A 17,084-nucleotide genomic window follows, 5' to 3' on the forward strand; every position below is an offset into this window, starting at 1 on the left:
CGAGCATGCGATTTCGCGGCGCGGCATTGATCTCGCTTGTTCTGATCCTAGCCGGTTGCGCAGCACAGAGCCGCCCAAGCCCCGAAATTCCCATCACCGGCCGGGTGATCGGGTCCGGCGAGGTATTCAGGGGGTATTTCAAGGGCTCCATAAGCAGCAGCGGAACCGTCATGCTTTCAAGATCAGGCGGCGCTACCTGCACCGGCGACTATTCGAACGCCAGCCCTGGGCTTGGCGGCACGGTTGCTTTGACCTGCGATGACGGCCGCAAGGCTGATATCCTCCTCAACCAAAATAGGTACGGCAAGCTCTTCGGCGTCGGAGCTGTCGGCGACGATTCCTTCGTAATCGAGGAGTAACGCCCAAAGGGCTTCGGCACGATTGGGGATGATCTCTTCCGAGTGAACTGAGGCGAGCAACGAAGACGGCGCCCGGGAATCCGGGATGCCTTCCATTATCACCCAAAGTTCAGGCCGCCTTGCGCCGGCGGGCGGCGAAGCCGAGCACACCCAGCGCCGAGAGGAAGAGCGGGAGCGCCGCGGGGATCGGCGTCGTCGCCACCGCCACATTGGCGCTGATCGTGGCGCCGAGGGCGAATTCGGTCGCGCTCGGGTCGAGGATGCCGAACACCCGCAGCCAGTAGCTGCCGGCGAGCGACACCAGGTGATAGGGGGTCTGCGTCGCCTGGTCGAAGCCGGTCGGCTCCAGCACCGCGGTGGCGCCGCTCGGAAAAACGCCGCCGCCGACCGAGCCGGAGGTCGACCAAGTGGCATCCGGGCCGGTGTCGATCAGGTTGGGATTCGGGTTGGCCGGATCGGTGTAGAGCGCGGCAAGGTCGGCGCCGGTGAAGAGGCTGTTGTCCGGACCGGAGGGCGCCGCGTCATAGAACTGCATGTGCAGTTCCGAGAAGGCCGAGCCGCCGGTCGGACCGACGGTCGCCGTGATGGTGCTGTCCTGGCTGATCGAGAACTCGAAGAGGTAGTCGAAATAGTCGCCCGAGCTGGTGGCGCCGCTGCTGCCCAGGGCGGGCGGTGCCGCAACCGACACGGAAGTGCTCCCCACGAGATTGTAAGGTCCGTTGACGATCGACGTGATCGGCAGCGTGTCCGCTGCCGCCGGACTGAAGATGCCGGCCAGGGCCAGCGCGCCACCGGCGATCAACCCCATATGCGTGCGATTCATACCCTGCCCCTCTGTCGGTCCGTCACGGCGCCGATGCCGGTGTGCGACAAGGGTAAGCGGAGCCCGGACCCCGACGCGCCACGCATCTCATGGTCTCGCCGGGGCAATTCGTGACATCCGCTGCGTTGCGATCGCGGTTAACCGTGTTCGCTCGACAGAGCCTCGGACAGGAATGATAGTCTATGCAGGGGGCGCATCGGGACAGGTCGGGACATGACGGCGGAGCATCTCGCAGCGGGCGATGCCGGGGGCGATCGCGAGGGATCCGGCCGGCGGCTGAACGGCTGGAAGGAGATCGGCGCCTTCTTCCAGAAGAACGAGCGCACGGTGAAGCGCTGGGAGCAGCGCGGCCTGCCGGTGCACCGCCTGCCCGGCGGCGCGAATACCGCCGTGTTCGCCTATACCGGCGAGCTGGAAGCCTGGCTGAAGGGAAGTCGCGGCGCGGCGCCCACCAAGGACCCACCGTCGTCGGAACAGCGCCCGGCGGAAGCGCCGACCGAACCCAAGTTGCAAGCCTGGTATCGCCGGCCAGTCGCGGTGGCGGCGACGCTCGGGCTCGTCGTGGCGCTCGGACTGGCCTTGGCTATGGGTCCGCTCGCCCTGATGCGCGGCGGCGCGAATGAATCGGCTTCATCACGGCATCAACCGCCGGCCGAGGCGGCGCAGCTCTATCTCTCCGGCCTTTATCACTGGAACACGCGCACGGCCGAGGGCTTGCAGCAGTCGCTCGACGAGTTTCGCCGCGCGATCGCCCTCGACCCGGACTATGCCGCGGCCCATGCCGGGCTCGGCAACGCCTATAACCTGCTGGCGCAATATGGCGTGATGAAGCCCGGCGACGCATATCCGCAGGCCCGGGCGGCGGCGGAGAGGGCGATCGCGCTCGACCCCGAGCTCGCCGACGGCTACAGCGCGCTGGCCTTCGCGCTGTTCTACGGCTTCAAGGATCTGCGCCGGTCGGAGACGCTGTTCCAGCGAGCCCTGGCGCTCGATCCCAGTTCCGGCCGGACCTTCCATTGGTATGCGCTGGTGATGATGCATACCGGCAAGTTCGAGGAGCCGCTGCGCGCCATCACCCGGGCGCAGGAGCTCGACCCCCAGTCGCATGCGGTCCGCGCCAACCGCGGCCTCATCCTGTTTTATGCCGGGCGCAGCGCGGAGGCGATCGAGCTGCTGAGCGATCTCACGCGGAGCGCGCCCGGCTTCCTCGCGCCGCATTACTATCTCGCGACCATCTATCTCGACCAGCAGCGCTACGACGATTACCTCCGCGAATCGCTGAAGGCCGCGGAGATCGAAGGCAATGCCGCGCTCAAGGCCGAGATCGAGGCCGGCGCCGCGGGCTATCGCGCCGGCGGCGCAAAGGGTCTGTTCGCCGCGATTCTCGCCGTGCAGAAGAGCGAGCTGGCGGCCGGGCGCGAGACCGCCTTCAACGTCGCGCGGACCGCGGCCCTGCTCGGCGACCGCGACGCCGCCCTGGCCTCGCTGGAACAGTCGCTCGCTGGCGGCGAGCCCGATCTGCTGGGTATCCGGATCGATCGCTCGTTCCGGTCGCTGCGCGAAGATGCGCGGTTCCAGAAGCTCGCCGACACCGTGCTGGACTTGCGCTAGGACAAGCGCGACGCAGAGACAGAAGCGGCGTCCCGCCCATCGGGACGCCGCTCTGGCAGGACCAGCCGTGTATCAGGCCGCGGCGGCGGGTGCCGCGGTCTTCCGGCGCCAGCCCACGAAGCCGAACAGGCCCAGCGCGCTCGCAAAGAGCGGCAGGGCCGCCGGGATCGGCGTGGCGGCGACGGCGGTCGCTGCGATGGTCCCGCTGATCCCCGTCAGCATGTGGCCGCTGTTGATGTTCCCCGGAAGCAGGCCGAAGAGGCGCAGATAGTAGGTGCCGGCCGCCAGGCTCAGGGTGCTCAACGCGCCGCCGTTGGTGCTGCCCAGCGCCAGCAGGCCAGCCGTGTTGGTGAGGCTGAGCGGCGCGGCATTGGCATCGGTCAGCGAACTGCCCGCCGGCACCTGACCGGAGATCGGCGAGCTATCGAACAGCGCCGCGTAAGCGTTGAAGGCATAGGGCCCGTCGGGCGTCGCGGTGGTGGTGACGGTGACATCGCTGGCATCGGTCAGCGTGAAGGAGAAGACGTAGTCGTAATAGGTCTTGCCGCCGCCGAAGCTGGCGACATTGACGCCGGTGGCGCCGGCGCCAAAGTTCAAGTCCGGATCCGCCGCCGCAATCGAACCCAGCGCATTGATCGTGCTGGTCCCGGTCACGGTCGTGGCGCCGGCGGGCGAGGCCAGCGCCAGCATCACGGCGCCGACCAGGGCGCCCCAAAAAGCTATCTTCATGTCCGCTCCGTCTACTCAAAACTCGTGCGCGCCGGCCCGACCTGGGCGACGCAACGAATACGAGACGCGGTTGCGCGTTATTCCTTTGTTAACCACGATTCGGGGGCAGCGGGTAATTTCGTCCGCCCAAATAGCTGGCAGGAAATGTCAAAAGGGCTAAGGGCGGATGATTGTCTTCAGCCGGGCACTACCACCGGAGATCAGCCGCTGATAGGCCTCCGGCACGGCGTCGAGGCCGATCGGATCTTCGACCAGGCGCGACAGCGGTGCTTCGAGTTCCTGCAGCAGCCGCACCGCCGCTGGCAACTCGTCGCGGAAGGCGGAGCAGCCCTTGAGTTCCAACTCGCGCTCGACCACGGCAATGGCATTGATCGATGCGGCGCCAGCCGGGATGCCGACCAAGGCGATGCGGGCCGCGGGGCCGGCCAGGGCGATCAGCTTGCCAAGAACCGCGGGGACGCCGGTCGCCTCGATGGCGCAGTCGAAGGGCTGGCCGATCCACACCGCATCGAGCTCGACCGGAACGGCACCGGTGACCTCCTCAACGAGGGCGCGCCGCGCTTGATTGCGCTCGGCGAACAACACCGGGCCGAAGCCTTGGTGTTTCAACAGCAGGCAGGCCAGCCCGCCGACCGGGCCGGCGCCAGCCACCAGCACCGGCTTGCCCGAAACGGGCTCGGCGCGCTTGATCGCGTGCAGGGCGACGGCGAGAGGCTCGCTCAGCGCCGCCACCTGCGGCGGCACGGCGGCATCGACCTTCAGCAAGCCGCGGGCCGGCAGCACCACTTCCTCGGCGAAGCCGCCGTCGCAGACCTCGCCGACATAACCGAGCTTCAGGCAGAGGTTGGGGCGCCCCGCTGCGCATTGTTCGCAGCTTCCACAGGGCGCGCGGGAATCGGCGACCACGCGGTCGCCAGGTGCGAAGTCGGAGACGCCGGCACCGATCGCCAGCACCTCCCCGGTGAACTCATGGCCCGGCGTCACCGGAAGCTGCGCGATCCACTGGCCGGTCTTGAAGTTGTGGAGGTCCGAGCCGCAGATCCCCGCCGCCAGCACCTTCAGATGCACCGCGCCTGCGCCGGGTGCCGAAGGCGGCGCGATGTCCTCGACCGTCAGCTTGCCGATGCCGTGAAAGCGGACTGCGCGCATGATCGACCTTTCCTCGCGAAAGCGGAGCGGATCATGCCACCTTTCGCTGCCGCGCGGGAATGGTCATGGCGGCGACGCCGGCGATGACGCAGAGCAACCCGCCCAACGCGCTCGGCGCGAGGCTTTCGCCGAGGAACAGCACGCCGATTGCGACGCCGATCGGCACCCGGAGATAGGCCTGCGATGTCGTGCCGATCGATCCCAGCGTATGCAGCAGCCGGAAATAGATGGTGAAGGCGAGCGCAGTCGAGAAGACCGAGAGGCCGAGCAGCGCCAGGATGGAATCGCGCGACGGCGCCAGGATCCAGGGCTGCTCGAAGACGAGGCTGGCCGGGATCAGGATCGCGGCGCCGCAGAGCATCGAGCCGGCCGCGGGCAGCAGCGGATCGAGGCCCTTGAATCGCTTGCCGAAGATCGCCGCACCCGCATAGCAGATCGTGGCGGCGACGATCGCGAGCTGTGCCAGGAGCTCATGGCCGAGTCCGCCCAGGGCCTCGACGCCGACGATCAGGCCGATGCCGGTGATGCCGGCGATGACGCCGAAGAGTTTCCGCCAGGTGAGCGGCTCATGCCGGGTGATCAGGGCGGTAAGAAGAAACACGAAGATCGGCGAGGTCGAGTTGAGGATGGTCGCCAAGCCCGCATCGACCGTCTTCTCGGCCCAGGCGATCAGGGTGAAGGGCACCACGCTGTTCAAGCAGGCCTGGAACAGGAACTTCCGCCAGGTGGCGCCATCGCGCGGCAGGCTGAGGCCGCGCAGGCGCATCACGGCGAGCAGCAGGAAGCCGGCGATCAACGTCCGCGCCGCAATGAAGGTGATCGGCGGGATGGTCTCGACGCCGACGCGGATGAAACTGTAGGAGGCGCCCCAAAGCGTCGCCAGGACGAGGAGCAGCGCCAGTTCGAGGGCGAGATTGGGTGTGGTCGCGTTCACGATGCGCGTTGATACACAAAGAATGCGGTGGGGTCAGTGGGAGACTGTTCGATCGAGACCGAAGCGTTGTTTCGCACCCCCACCCTAACCCTCCCCCGGATCGGGGGAGGGGATTGCACCGAGCCTGCCTTCTCCCTCCCCCGATTCGGGGGAGGGCCGGGGTGGGGGTGCGAATCCGCGTCGCCACTGACAAATCACTGAAAAAGCTGCCTTTTCGCCGGTTGCGCGGAACCGTTCCAGCCCCTATCTTGCGCCGCACTCAGGAACCGACGCAGCCGACATGACCGACCTCGCGCATATTCGCAACTTCTCCATCATCGCCCATATCGACCACGGCAAGTCCACCCTCGCTGACCGGCTGATCCAGGCCTGCGGGGGCCTCTCCAGCCGCGAGATGAAGGAACAGGTGCTCGATAACATGGAGATCGAGCGCGAGCGCGGCATCACCATCAAGGCGCAGACCGTGCGCCTCAGCTACAAGGCGAAGAACGGCGAGACCTATCAGCTGAACCTGATGGACACGCCGGGCCATGTAGACTTCGCCTATGAGGTCTCGCGCTGCCTCGCCGCCTGCGAGGGCTCGCTGCTGGTGGTCGACGCATCGCAAGGCGTGGAAGCGCAGACGCTGGCCAATGTCTACCAGGCGATCGAGAACCACCACGAGATCGTGCCGGTTCTCAACAAGATCGACCTGCCCGCCGCGGAGCCCGATCGGGTCAAGACCCAGATCGAGGATGTGATCGGCATCGACGCCTCGGAAGCGGTCGAGATCTCGGCCAAGACCGGCATCAACATCGAGGGCGTGCTGGAGGCGATCGTCCACCGCCTGCCCGCTCCCAAGGGCGATGCCAGTGCGCCGCTCAAAGCGCTGCTGATCGACTCCTGGTACGACGTCTATCTCGGCGTCGTGATCCTGGTGCGCGTCATCGACGGCGTGATGAAGGCGAAGCAGAAGATCACCATGATGTCGAACGGCTCGGTCTACGAGATCGAGCGGGTCGGCGTCTTCACGCCGAAGAACGAGACCCTGCCCGAGCTGACGCCGGGCGAAGTCGGCTTCTTCACCGCCAGCATCAAGGCCGTGGCCGACGTCGCGGTCGGCGACACCATCACCGAGGAGAAGCGCCCGACCGCGAGCGCCGTCACCGGCTTCAAGCCCAGCGTGCCGGTGGTGTTCTGCGGCCTGTTCCCGGTCGATGCCAACGATTTCGAGACCCTGCGCGAGGCGATGGGCAAGCTGCATTTGAACGATGCCAGCTTCCATTTCGAAATGGAGACCAGCGCGGCTTTGGGTTTCGGCTTCCGCTGCGGCTTCCTGGGGTTGCTGCATCTCGAGATCATCCAGGAGCGGCTGGAGCGCGAGTTCAACCTCGACCTCATCACCACGGCGCCGAGCGTCGTCTATAAGATCCACAAGACCGACGGCACGATGATCGAGCTGCACAACCCGGCCGATTTCCCGGACGTGGTGCATATCGACCATATGGAAGAGCCCTGGATCAAGGCGACCATCCTGGTGCCGGACGAGTATCTGGGCTCGATCCTGAAGCTCTGCGAAGGCCGGCGCGGCGTGCAGATCGACCTCACCTATGCCGGCTCGCGCGCGATGCTGACCTATCGCCTGCCGCTGAACGAAGTGGTGTTCGATTTCTACGACCGCTTGAAGTCGGTCTCCCGCGGCTATGCCAGCTTCGACTATCACCTCGACGGCTACGAGGAAGGCGACCTGGTGAAGCTGAACATCATGGTCAACGGCGATCCGGTGGATGCGCTCTCCTGCATCGTGCACAAGTCACAGGCCGAAGCGCGCGGCCGCACCTTGTGCGAGAAGCTGAAGGACCTGATCCCGCGGCAGCTGTTCAAGATCGCGATCCAGGCGGCGATCGGCGGCAAGGTGATCGCCCGCGAGACGGTGAGTGCCTTGCGCAAGGACGTGACCGCGAAATGCTACGGCGGCGATATCAGCCGCAAGCGCAAGCTCCTCGACAAGCAGAAGGAGGGCAAGAAGAAGATGCGCCAGTACGGGAATGTCGAAATCCCGCAAAGCGCCTTCATCGCCGCCCTCAAGATGCACGAATAGGCGCCGGCGTCACACCCATCCTTCCTCCGAGCCGCGCTTGAGCTGCTGCTCGCTATCGGCTTAGCCGAGCCCGTGGCGCTTCGTTATCTGCAAAGCCACGCGTCGCTCGGCTCCAAGACCCGGCCTTCGTCGCCGCCCTATGATCCCAGTGCGGCCTTTCCGTGGGGATATGGGATAGGTCTTGCACGGAGCATTGCATGAAGACGACTGCCCTTGTCGGCTACTCCGCAGCGACTGCGCTCGCTCTGCTGAGCGGGGCCGTCGTGACCGTTTCGGTCCGCGCCGCTCCTGCCGATGATGATCCATGCGCCCAAGTGGATTGCGCGGCGCTCGACATCGGTCCGCTGGCCGCGGGTCCGGCCGCTCCGGCGGATTCATCCGGTTCATCCAGCTCATCCGGCTCCTCGAGCTCGTCGAGCTCAGATCGGCGGGGCAACTCGAACGGATCAACCACCAGCTCGTCCGGCGGCTCATCGGGCGGATCGAGCTCCGGTGCTTCCGACGGCACCAGCGGCGGCACCTCTGGCGGCACGAGCGGCGGCACCTCGGGCGGGACCAGCGGTGGCACCTCCGGTGGCACCAGCGGCGGTACCTCTGGCGGCACGAGCGGCGGCACCTCGGGCGGGACCAGCGGTGGCACCTCGGGGACGTCGGGCCAATCGAGCGGCACGTCCGGTCAGACCAGCGGCGGCACCTCTGGCGGCACCAGTGGCGGGACCTCGGGGCAGACCAGCGGCGGCACTTCGGGCGGGACCAGCGGTGGCACCTCGGGGACGTCGGGCCAATCGAGCGGCACGTCCGGTCAGACCAGCGGCGGCACCTCTGGCGGCACGAGCGGCGGGACCTCGGGGCAGACCAGCGGCGGCACTTCGGGCGGGACCAGCGGTGGCACCTCGGGGACGTCGGGCCAATCGAGCGGCACGTCCGGTCAGACCAGCGGCGGCACCTCTGGCGGCACGAGCGGCGGGACCTCGGGGCAGACCAGCGGCGGCACTTCGGGCGGGACCAGCGGTGGCACCTCGGGGACGTCGGGCCAATCGAGCGGCACGTCCGGTCAGACCAGCGGCGGCACATCGGGTCAGACCAGCGGCGGCACCTCGGGCGGCACCAGCGGCGGCACCTCGGGCGGCACCAGCGGCGGCACCTCGGGCGGCACCAGCGGCGGCACGTCCGGTACGTCGGGCCAGTCGAGCGGCACTTCCGGCCAGACGAGCGGTGGCACTTCAGGTGGCACCAGCGGTGGCACGTCGGGTGGCACCAGCGGCGGAACCTCGGGTCAGACCAGCGGCGGCACCTCGGGTGGCACCAGCGGCGGCACGTCTGGTACGTCGGGCCAGTCGAGCGGGACTTCCGGTCAGACGAGCGGTGGCACGTCGGGTGGCACCAGCGGCGGCACTTCGGGAGCGGGAGGCTGACGTGTTTCCGGCTGCAGACGGTCCATACCCGGCAGCAGGGATCCAATGAGACTGGTTTTTGAGCAGGAGGCCGGTTCCAGCAAGATCAGGGGGCTGGACGCGATCGAAGCTGCATCCACCCCGCATGGGCGACCCCGATCGGCCAGCGGTCTCTTGACCGGCGCATCGGGCGTGGTCGCCGCCCTCCTCAGCGCGTTCATGCTGCGGGGCTGGACGGAAACCGGTCCCGTCAAGACGCTCGCCGTGTTGTTCACGACCGCGGCGACGATGATCGCCGTGGATCTCATCGTCTATCGGGTGCAGCGCAATGCCGGAAGGGAAATGGCCCGGCCGTCGGTGCGTCCTCTCGACCTGCTCCGGGTCGTCCAGAAGCTCGTCGGCTTCTGGCTGGTGATTGGGGCGATCGCGGCTTTGTACGGGCTGATCCCGGAATACCAGGATGCGTTCTACGCGCCGTTCAAGCAGGCCGCGCTGCTATTGCTGCCGGCGCTTCTAATCGCGTCACCGTTCTACATCGCCTATGTGGACCGCCGGCAGGACGATCCGATCGATGCCTATGCCCAGCTCGCCATGCTGCTGGGCGGGATTCGGCCGGCGGATTGGGGTCCGCTGAAGACCCTGGCGCGGGGCTGGCTGGTCAAAGCCTTCTTCATTCCGCTGATGTTCGTCTATGTGAACAACGACCTCGTGCTGTTGTGGTCCACGCCGGCGATCGCGTCGCTCGACTTCAAGAACATCTATGAGCGGCTCTACGATCTCATGTTCCTGCTGGATGTGCTGCTCGCCACGATCACCTATACGCTGACGCTGCGAATCCTGGACAACCACGTGCGCAGCGTCGAACCGACCATCGGCGGGTGGATCATCTGCCTGATCTGCTATCGACCCCTGGTCGACGCCCAGGCGCCATACATTCAGTACGAAGTGGACAAGCTGTATTGGGGCGATGTGTTCGCGCCCTATCCGCTGCTCTACATGCTATGGGGCAGTGCGATCCTCTTGCTGGTCTTCGTCTATGTCTGGTCGACCGCGGCTTTCGGCCTGCGCTTCTCCAATCTGACGCACCGCGGCATCATCACCCATGGGCCGTATCGTTGGATGAAGCACCCGGCCTATCTTTCCAAGAACCTGAGCTGGTGGATGATCTCCGTCCCCTTCATCGCCGGCGCCGGGTGGGCGACGGCGCTCCAGTCCTGCCTCATGCTGGGTGCAGCGAACCTGATCTACTATCTGCGCGCCAAGACCGAAGAGCGGCATCTCGCGGCCGACCCGGTCTATCGCGAGTACCAGGCCTACATCGCGTCAAACGGACTGTTGGCGCGCCTGTTCGGTGTCGTGCCGGGGAATCGTGCCGACGTATCCGGTCGCTAGGCTATGCCGCGCCGGTCCGCCGCCTGCTGCGAACTTCGGTCGGCGTGCAGCCATAGCGCCGCCGGAACATCCGGTTGAAATGCGAGACGTCCGAGAAGCCGCAATCGAATGCAACGCTGCTGACCGATCGGCCGGACGAGTCCGGATCGCTGAGCGCCTCATGCGCGGCTTCGAGCCGCCGCTCCGTCACATACTCGGTGAAGGTGGCGCCGCTCTCCTCGAACATCCGCTGCACCGAGCGGGCGGTGACGCCGTGCCGCGCCGCCACCGCGTGGACCGACAGGCCCGGATGACGGCAGGATCTGCGGATGTCGTCCTGCATCACGCGGAGCCGCGCCGCCGCCAGGCCGCGCTGCCGCGCCAGCGCCGCGGCGTCGCGTGTCGCCCCCAGGGTCAGCGACAGCAGATCGCAGAGATGATTGGTGGCGGTGCGCTGCAGCGCCGGGTCGTTCGCGCCATGGCCTTCTTGCGCGATATCGAGATAGCGCAGCAGCATGCGCAACGCGGGATTGGCCGCCGGCACGCGGCGCGCGAACAGCGCCCCGATGTCCGGGACCAGCGGCGCCAGAACCGGTTTTGGCAATGCGAGGGCGACATAGCGGCACTCGCCCGCGAACGAAAGGCCCCCGACGTCGCAATGGCTGAACAGCACGCCATCGCCCGGCTCGATGTCGGTGCTGCGGCCGAGCTGGGCGGCGCGCGACCGGCAGGACAGCACCCAGACAAAGGACACGTTGTCGTTGGTCACCAGGCCGCGAAGGGAGTTGCCCTGGTCGACCTGGGACGTCGTGGCGCGCAGCACGCCGAACTGCGCGGAGCGAAAGATCGTCGCGCTTGCGCGAAACCCCTCGCGAATCCGGGGCACGATGTCGAGCTTCAGAAGCGTGCGGGCAAATTCCTCGCGCCATGCGGCGACGCGTTCGCGTTCCCGGAACGCTTCCGTGGAGAAGCGCAGCACCTGCGCATTGCCAGGGGCGGGACCGGAAGTTCCCGCGCCGACGCCCGCCATTTCGCACCTCTTCCCAAGCGAACCTGAGCCGCGACCCGGAGCTTGCACTCAGCCTAGCGCATTTCCTGTGCAACCGAGAGTCCGAACTTCGCGATCTGCAAAGCCGCGCGTCGCTGCAATCCAAGACCCGGGCCGCTGGTTGCCTATAGTCATCTGCATAAGGATGTGAACGCGCCGGAGAGACGCCGGCCAAGCACAAGTCCGGAGTGTGAATCATGATCCAACCAGCGCCGCGCTCGATTGCCCGCGCCCTTGCCATGCTTCTGGTCGCCGCGGCACTCGGCGGCGGTCTCCCGAGCGTCGCGCGGGCTTCCTCGGTCCTGCTGCTGCCCGACGCGACCTACTACAATTCCGTGCTGGTGACCGAGCCCAACGGCTTCCAGCATTTCCAGAGCACGGATCAGGCGACGCCCGGGCTCACGATCGCCGGCGGGAATCCCGGCTATGTGCCCCCGCAAACCTGGACCGTGACGACCGTCAATCATTACGAGTCCCCCCGGCTCGAGGCGCATGTGGTCGTGGACAGCGGCACCGCGGGGGCCGCGGGGTCGAACCTGACCTACTACGTCGCCTTTGCAGGCCCCGACGGCACCATCCCGGTCACGATCCGGGCGGCAGGCAGAACGAACCTGGGGACATTCGACAGCGACTATGTCGGTCTCCGCCGGGAGAACGTGGTCGACGCAACCCTCATCATGAACGAGTACCCCTCGGGGGATGAGGTGCTCTCCCTGAACGCGGAAAGCGATCTCAGCAACAACCAGGAAGCACACCTGTTCTCGCTGGATCAGCAGTACATGCTCAAGGCCAACACGGTCTATCAAGTGATCATGTACGCGACCGTCTATGCGGCTTACGGCCGTCTCGGCGACGCCTTTGTCGATCCCACCTTCACCGCACCGGCCGGATATTCGGTCTTGACCAGCGCCGGCATCGGCAATGGCGCCGTGGCCACCACGCCCATTCCCGGCGCCCTGCCGCTCTTTGCCAGCGGCCTCGGCGCCCTCGGCCTGTTCATCGGCCGGCGCCGGAAACAAGCGCCGACGCGCCCCCGCCTGATCGCGGCCACGAAATCCCTGACCTAGACCGGGCGCAGACCCGGGGCCTTTGCGCAGGCCGGCTCACGGCGCGATATCGCTTGCAGCGGCGGCGCAAGCGTGGTGGTTGTAGGCCTCAACCATGAAAGGGCCGCCGATGGGACGCACGCCGAACTATCGTTTCGACCGCATGCAGCGGGACAAGGCCAAGGCCGAGAAGAAGGCCGAGAAGGCCGCCGCCAAGGAAGCCAAGCGCCTCGCCGAAGGCGGCGCGCCGGCCGAGCCGGGCGACGCGCCGGCCGAATCGCCGGCCGACAAGGAATGACGCGTCCGATCATGGCCGCCGAAACCCGATCGCCGCGGCTCGCCGTGCTGATCGACGCCGACAACACGTCGCCCCGGATCGCGGCCGGGCTGTTCGAGGAAGTCGCCAAGATGGGCGAAGCGAGCGTGCGGCGCATCTACGGCGATTTCTCCAGCACGCGGCTGAAATCCTGGGCCGATCTCTTGAACAAGTATGCGATCGTGCCGCAGCAGAATTTCGCCTACACCACCGGCAAGAACGCCTCGGACATCGCGCTGGTGATCGACGCGATGGACCTGCTCTACAGCGGGCGGTTCGACGCCTTCTGCCTGGTCTCCTCGGACAGCGACTTCACGCGGCTCGCCGCGCGGATCCGCGAGCAGGGCGTCGATGTCTACGGCTTCGGCGCCAAGAAGACGCCGGAGAGCTTCCGCCAGGCCTGCCGCCGCTTCATCTACACGGAGAACCTGGCGCCGGAGGCGCCGGGGAACCTGGTGCCCGTGGCGGCGGCGCCGGATCGCGCCGCGCCGGAAGCGGCGAAGTCGTCGCTGGAGCCCGCCGCCGCCGCGGTGCCGCTGCTCAGCCGGGTGATCGCGCAGATGTCGGACGAGGACGGCTGGGTCAACCTGCGCGGCGTCGGCAACCGCCTCGCCAACCTGGCGCCGGATTTCGACCCGCGCACTTACGGCGCGGCCAAGCTCGGCGACCTGGTGACCAAGACCAAGGCCTTCGAGATCAAGCGCCATGCCGGCGGCGACATGCTGCTCCGCCCCAAGGCGCAAGCCGCAGCGCCGCTGCCCCATGCGGCAAAGACCGCCGCCGAGGTCGACGACACCGACGGCGTCGCGCGCACCACCGCCCGCCGGGGCACGCGGCGCCGTTCGCGCTGAGCCAGGCGGGCCGGGATGGCGCTCGTCGTCTACAACGGCGCGGAGATCGCGCTCGAGCCCTACGGCAACGGCGAGAGCGGCGTGACGGCAGTGGCGGTGCGCGAGGACTTCATGATCCTGCGCTTCCGCAACCGCGCGCGGGACACCTATGTCTACAACCGCGAGAAGCCCGGGCCGGAGCAGCTGGAGCGGATGAAGTGGATCCTGCACAAGGGCGCGGGTCTCACCACCTATGTCAACCGATACGTCCGCGACTATGCGGAGCGGATCGGCTAACTCGCCAGCGGCTTGCGCGACCGGCGACCCGTAGGCAGTTCGGAACCCCGTTCGCATCGCGCGCGTGAACAGCGCGCGGAACAGCGCCTCCGCCCGCTGCAAGCCTTCGTCGCTCAGCACGACCGATTTCGCCTTGTTGGCAGGGTCGGCGATCATGCGCTTGCGGTGCAGCCGTGCCAGCGCCTCCCAATCATGGCCCTTCCAGGCCCGCCGCCCGTCGTGGACCGTCAGCCACAGCAAAGCGAGAACGGCGTCGTCGATCTTGTCGGTGTCCGTTTCCATCTTGCTCATTCTTTGCGGAACTCCCTTCAGAGGATCGATATCGTCCTTCGATCCTGACCATGCACTGTCCATGCAGACAGCGGCGAGAGGCACAGATGTCCCTGCCACGAAAGCATGCAATGAACGCATGTCTTGCTCCTCGCGTCACGCGGAGACCGAATGATTCTTTTTCCTGGTCGGGGTCCTGTCGGGGTTGGGCGATTCTGTCGGGGTCCGGTCGGGGTTGCGTGATTCTGTCGGGGTCCGGTCGGGGTCGACCGATCAGTCTCGCGTTTCGAGAGAGCGGGAAGCGGAACTCACAATGTCAAACAGCGCCGTCGCATGAACCGCGATGGCGGCGGCCGGACCGCTTGAAGCGGATTCCGCGGCACCTTTACGCCCCCGGCGGCGAAAGGCCTGCCAACCCCAAGCGATTGCAGCGTTATCTCCGGCGGGCGCGGCCGGCCTCATCCTGCTGGGGTAAAGGGCCTGTAAAGGTTCCGCGTAGGATCCGGAGCAAAAACCGCGTGGCATTCGCCGGTGCACGGCCGTCTTCCGATCAGCCGTTGCGAAAGAGATTATAGTGTATTTTGCGCGCTCTCACAAACATCGGCGCGAGAAAACCCGCCGATCGGGCATGCGCCGAATTCGACGCGCGCGTTAGCCCGCGGCGGGTGAATGCAGCGGTCGATCATGCTCGGCGTTGTACAGTCAACTCTGAGCTGGAATGGCGAATTCAGTATCGTGTCTCCGGAACTCGCTCATGGATTGCGGCGCGCGGCGTATCATCTTCACGGCCCGGCCGGAGACCTACGCGGACTTGCACATGATCTGCGCCTTCACCTGGTGGCCCGCCGTCAATGACAAGGGCACCGGCCGGCTGCTCTGCAACAACGGGAAGAACGGCGACATGACTTACGACCGCACCGACCCAAAGCACATCAAGACCGTGACCAAGCTGGACAACGGCGGCCGGTTCGAGTTCGTCCTGCATGAGTACAGAAACTTTCCAAGCACGGAGCCGCTTCCGATGTGACGGCGCGGTTGGCGCCAGATACGCCACGAGCGAGACGCCACGGATTCAAGTAGCCCGAATTCAGTAGTGATCAATGAGGGTGGTCAGCACTGCAAGCCGTTCGCGCTCTATCGAACGTCACGCCGGTCGCCTCGTCTGTGGAATGGCTAGTCTTTCGTGGGCTTGCGCTGCGATCGCCTGTATTTGCGCATGAAGCTGCGGCGCTCTTTATCGGCTGCCGTCAGAAATCGGCGAAGAGTTCCGAATGCCCCAAATGGTATGGTAACGGTCACCTCAGACTCTCCTCGACCCACGCTTTCCCAGTAGGACAGAGTGATCGACCCGCCGAGTGATCTTCTCTCGATCATGACAGCATCCGTCACTCGCCGGGGATCTCCGTTGCTGGAAGCGCCGAGCCGGTAGACTTGCGTATTAGGAAGCTGCCTCCTGTTGGTCATGGATCATCTCATCGTCACTTTCAGCCTCAACCCTGCCACACCGACTAATCTAGTCGATAGTGAACTCGCGCCGTTCCCAACCGAAACCATGGGCCATCATGATCTTCCGGCGCGCTGTTTGGAGTAAACCGTGCATGGCTGTAAGGCACCTTATTGGTGTCGGCCGCTGGTGCCGAGTGCACCATTTCTGCGGTAGTGAGCGCTCGGATGTAGCTAGATGCGCCTTTGTCGCAGTAGGCAATTGCTGCATTCATCACCGATTGACCTTTGTCCGTCGCATAAAGAAGGGTGAAGCCTGGCTTTAGAAGCGCCTGACCAATGTAAGGCTTAGTGCGTTCGTTGTATTCGACATGCAGACCAAGATCAGAATCTGTGATTATGGCATACTTTGCTTCTGGCGTGTGATCAGGTCCAGCAACCGCCGCATGCTGTAATGCGTACCATCCAAGATTCTCAGCCTTGTCCGGCACGTTGTGAAACTCGAAGAATCCGAGCGCGCGAAAGAGAGTGGCGTCTGAATTTATCTTCTTGCATTGCGCGACGCACGCAACGGAAATACGACGATCAAAAAGCAATTCTTTCGGCGTGTTGGTGTCGATCGCGAAAACGACATCATACGCTTGTAGATGATGATCCAAGGCAGCTTGAAGGTCCTGTGAAACTACAGGGTGCTCGGTAGGTATTCGGACGAGAACTTTCTCGCCCTTCTCACGTTCACGCGACATCTCATGCCAACTTCTCACTGGGTTTAGCACCTGATCGCCATCAAAGAACGTTGGCGTCCCATCGTTTGATATTTGCACGCGTGTCGGGCGCACCCGTTTGCCAAAATCAAACCTCACCGACTCAAAGACCGGCTTGCGCTTCATGCAGCAATCTCTGAATTTTCGCCCGCTCTGGCACGGGCAAGGCTTCTTGCCGAGCGATTTCTTGGTCACTTGGCTAGACCCGTATCTCTTTCATTTCGCACCCCTATTGGGATCGTAACTACTCCGGGGGTCAGACATCAGCAGGATCCGTTGGGGACCTGCTCGCCCAACAAATCTCATGTTACATGCGAGCTAGCGAATAAATGAGGACTGTTGTTGGTGCTAAGATACTTCAACGAGACTGTGCTCGACTGCTGATCTATATTCTCGCCATACCGAGTTATAACAAATCGCTCGCCCACCGGTACAAACCGCTCATCCGCCGCGGCCGCTTCAGCGTCGTGCTTGACACCCGTGCGGCTGATCCCGAACACTCTCCGGCATGCCCAGTCGGCCGGGGAGAAATGGTCGGCGGGCGGGAGGGAGTTGGGGCTTTGCGGGCGGCCTCGGTTCGATGAAAAAGACACCGCGAACGGTTCCTGGGTTTTGTTGCG

The 17,084-nt window shown here is 65.5% G+C and carries 17 protein-coding genes and 1 pseudogene; 9 read left to right on the plus strand and 9 right to left on the minus strand.

The annotated features are described in order from the left end of the window. Positions 1-5: 5 nt before the first annotated feature. Positions 6-359 (plus strand): hypothetical protein, encoded by a 354-nt coding sequence (locus tag ACYQ4T_RS14730; RefSeq protein ID WP_459855478.1) that lies wholly within the window; start codon positions 6-8, stop codon positions 357-359. A 109-nt stretch (positions 360-468) separates the two neighbouring features. On the opposite strand, the gene ACYQ4T_RS14735 is transcribed toward ACYQ4T_RS14730, so the two are convergent. Beyond that, positions 469-1,182 carry a hypothetical protein gene (locus ACYQ4T_RS14735; protein ID WP_459855481.1) on the minus strand — a complete coding sequence of 238 codons (714 nt, stop codon included), beginning with the start codon at positions 1,180-1,182 and terminating at the stop codon, positions 469-471. 213 nt (positions 1,183-1,395) lie between these two features. Here ACYQ4T_RS14735 and ACYQ4T_RS14740 point away from each other — a divergent pair, with 213 nt between their 5' ends. Next, positions 1,396-2,793, plus strand: coding sequence for a tetratricopeptide repeat protein (locus ACYQ4T_RS14740; protein WP_459855483.1), 1,398 nt, complete (start codon positions 1,396-1,398; stop codon positions 2,791-2,793). A gap of 72 nt (positions 2,794-2,865) precedes the next feature. Here ACYQ4T_RS14740 and ACYQ4T_RS14745 read toward each other — a convergent pair whose 3' ends face one another. The 3 genes from ACYQ4T_RS14745 to ACYQ4T_RS14755 form a co-directional block, all read right to left on the minus strand. Continuing rightward, positions 2,866-3,522 carry a hypothetical protein gene (locus tag ACYQ4T_RS14745; protein ID WP_459855485.1) on the minus strand — a complete coding sequence of 219 codons (657 nt, stop codon included), beginning with the start codon at positions 3,520-3,522 and terminating at the stop codon, positions 2,866-2,868. A gap of 156 nt (positions 3,523-3,678) precedes the next feature. Next, positions 3,679-4,671, minus strand: a complete 993-nt coding sequence (locus tag ACYQ4T_RS14750; protein ID WP_459855487.1) for a zinc-dependent alcohol dehydrogenase — start codon at positions 4,669-4,671, stop codon at positions 3,679-3,681. A 31-nt stretch (positions 4,672-4,702) separates the two neighbouring features. After that, positions 4,703-5,605: a DMT family transporter gene (locus ACYQ4T_RS14755; RefSeq protein WP_459855490.1), complete on the minus strand. Its 903-nt coding sequence runs from the start codon at positions 5,603-5,605 to the stop codon at positions 4,703-4,705. Positions 5,606-5,885: 280 nt separating this feature from the next. On the opposite strand from ACYQ4T_RS14755, the gene lepA reads away from it, so the two are divergent. Next, positions 5,886-7,685 (plus strand): translation elongation factor 4, encoded by a 1,800-nt coding sequence (gene lepA / locus ACYQ4T_RS14760; RefSeq protein ID WP_459855493.1) that lies wholly within the window; start codon positions 5,886-5,888, stop codon positions 7,683-7,685. A gap of 220 nt (positions 7,686-7,905) precedes the next feature. Here lepA and ACYQ4T_RS14765 read toward each other — a convergent pair whose 3' ends face one another. Both ACYQ4T_RS14765 and ACYQ4T_RS14770 read right to left on the minus strand, forming a co-directional pair. Further along, a complete protein-coding gene (locus ACYQ4T_RS14765; protein ID WP_459855495.1) occupies positions 7,906-8,355 on the minus strand; it encodes a hypothetical protein in 450 nt (149 codons plus the stop codon). Between the two features lie 408 nt (positions 8,356-8,763). Then, a complete protein-coding gene (locus tag ACYQ4T_RS14770; protein ID WP_459855498.1) occupies positions 8,764-8,943 on the minus strand; it encodes a hypothetical protein in 180 nt (59 codons plus the stop codon). 202 nt (positions 8,944-9,145) lie between these two features. Between ACYQ4T_RS14770 and ACYQ4T_RS14775 the strand changes: the two genes are divergently transcribed. Continuing rightward, the gene (locus tag ACYQ4T_RS14775; protein WP_459855499.1) at positions 9,146-10,471 is read left to right on the plus strand and encodes a methyltransferase family protein; all 1,326 of its coding nucleotides are present in this window, start codon (positions 9,146-9,148) and stop codon (positions 10,469-10,471) included. A gap of 1 nt (position 10,472) precedes the next feature. Here ACYQ4T_RS14775 and ACYQ4T_RS14780 read toward each other — a convergent pair whose 3' ends face one another. Further along, positions 10,473-11,480, minus strand: coding sequence for a helix-turn-helix transcriptional regulator (locus tag ACYQ4T_RS14780; protein ID WP_459855501.1), 1,008 nt, complete (start codon positions 11,478-11,480; stop codon positions 10,473-10,475). A gap of 215 nt (positions 11,481-11,695) precedes the next feature. Between ACYQ4T_RS14780 and ACYQ4T_RS14785 the strand changes: the two genes are divergently transcribed. From ACYQ4T_RS14785 to ACYQ4T_RS14800, 4 genes are all read left to right on the plus strand, one after another. Further along, a complete protein-coding gene (locus ACYQ4T_RS14785; protein ID WP_459855503.1) occupies positions 11,696-12,565 on the plus strand; it encodes a hypothetical protein in 870 nt (289 codons plus the stop codon). A gap of 109 nt (positions 12,566-12,674) precedes the next feature. Continuing rightward, positions 12,675-12,842, plus strand: a complete 168-nt coding sequence (locus ACYQ4T_RS14790; RefSeq protein ID WP_459855504.1) for a hypothetical protein — start codon at positions 12,675-12,677, stop codon at positions 12,840-12,842. Between the two features lie 11 nt (positions 12,843-12,853). After that, positions 12,854-13,711, plus strand: coding sequence for an NYN domain-containing protein (locus ACYQ4T_RS14795; protein WP_459855506.1), 858 nt, complete (start codon positions 12,854-12,856; stop codon positions 13,709-13,711). A gap of 15 nt (positions 13,712-13,726) precedes the next feature. Then, positions 13,727-13,987, plus strand: a complete 261-nt coding sequence (locus ACYQ4T_RS14800) for a hypothetical protein (protein WP_459855508.1) — start codon at positions 13,727-13,729, stop codon at positions 13,985-13,987. 72 nt (positions 13,988-14,059) lie between these two features. Here ACYQ4T_RS14800 and ACYQ4T_RS14805 read toward each other — a convergent pair. Further along, positions 14,060-14,398, minus strand: a pseudogene (locus ACYQ4T_RS14805) (DUF6429 family protein); the annotation flags it as partial. 613 nt (positions 14,399-15,011) lie between these two features. On the opposite strand from ACYQ4T_RS14805, the gene ACYQ4T_RS14810 reads away from it, so the two are divergent. Continuing rightward, positions 15,012-15,284 (plus strand): hypothetical protein, encoded by a 273-nt coding sequence (locus ACYQ4T_RS14810; RefSeq protein ID WP_459855511.1) that lies wholly within the window; start codon positions 15,012-15,014, stop codon positions 15,282-15,284. A 481-nt stretch (positions 15,285-15,765) separates the two neighbouring features. Here the strand turns inward: ACYQ4T_RS14810 and ACYQ4T_RS14815 are convergent, their stop codons facing one another. Then, positions 15,766-16,659 carry a YecA family protein gene (locus ACYQ4T_RS14815; protein ID WP_459855514.1) on the minus strand — a complete coding sequence of 298 codons (894 nt, stop codon included), beginning with the start codon at positions 16,657-16,659 and terminating at the stop codon, positions 15,766-15,768. Positions 16,660-17,084 lie beyond the last annotated feature (425 nt).

Source organism: Dongia sp. agr-C8, from assembly GCF_054658695.1.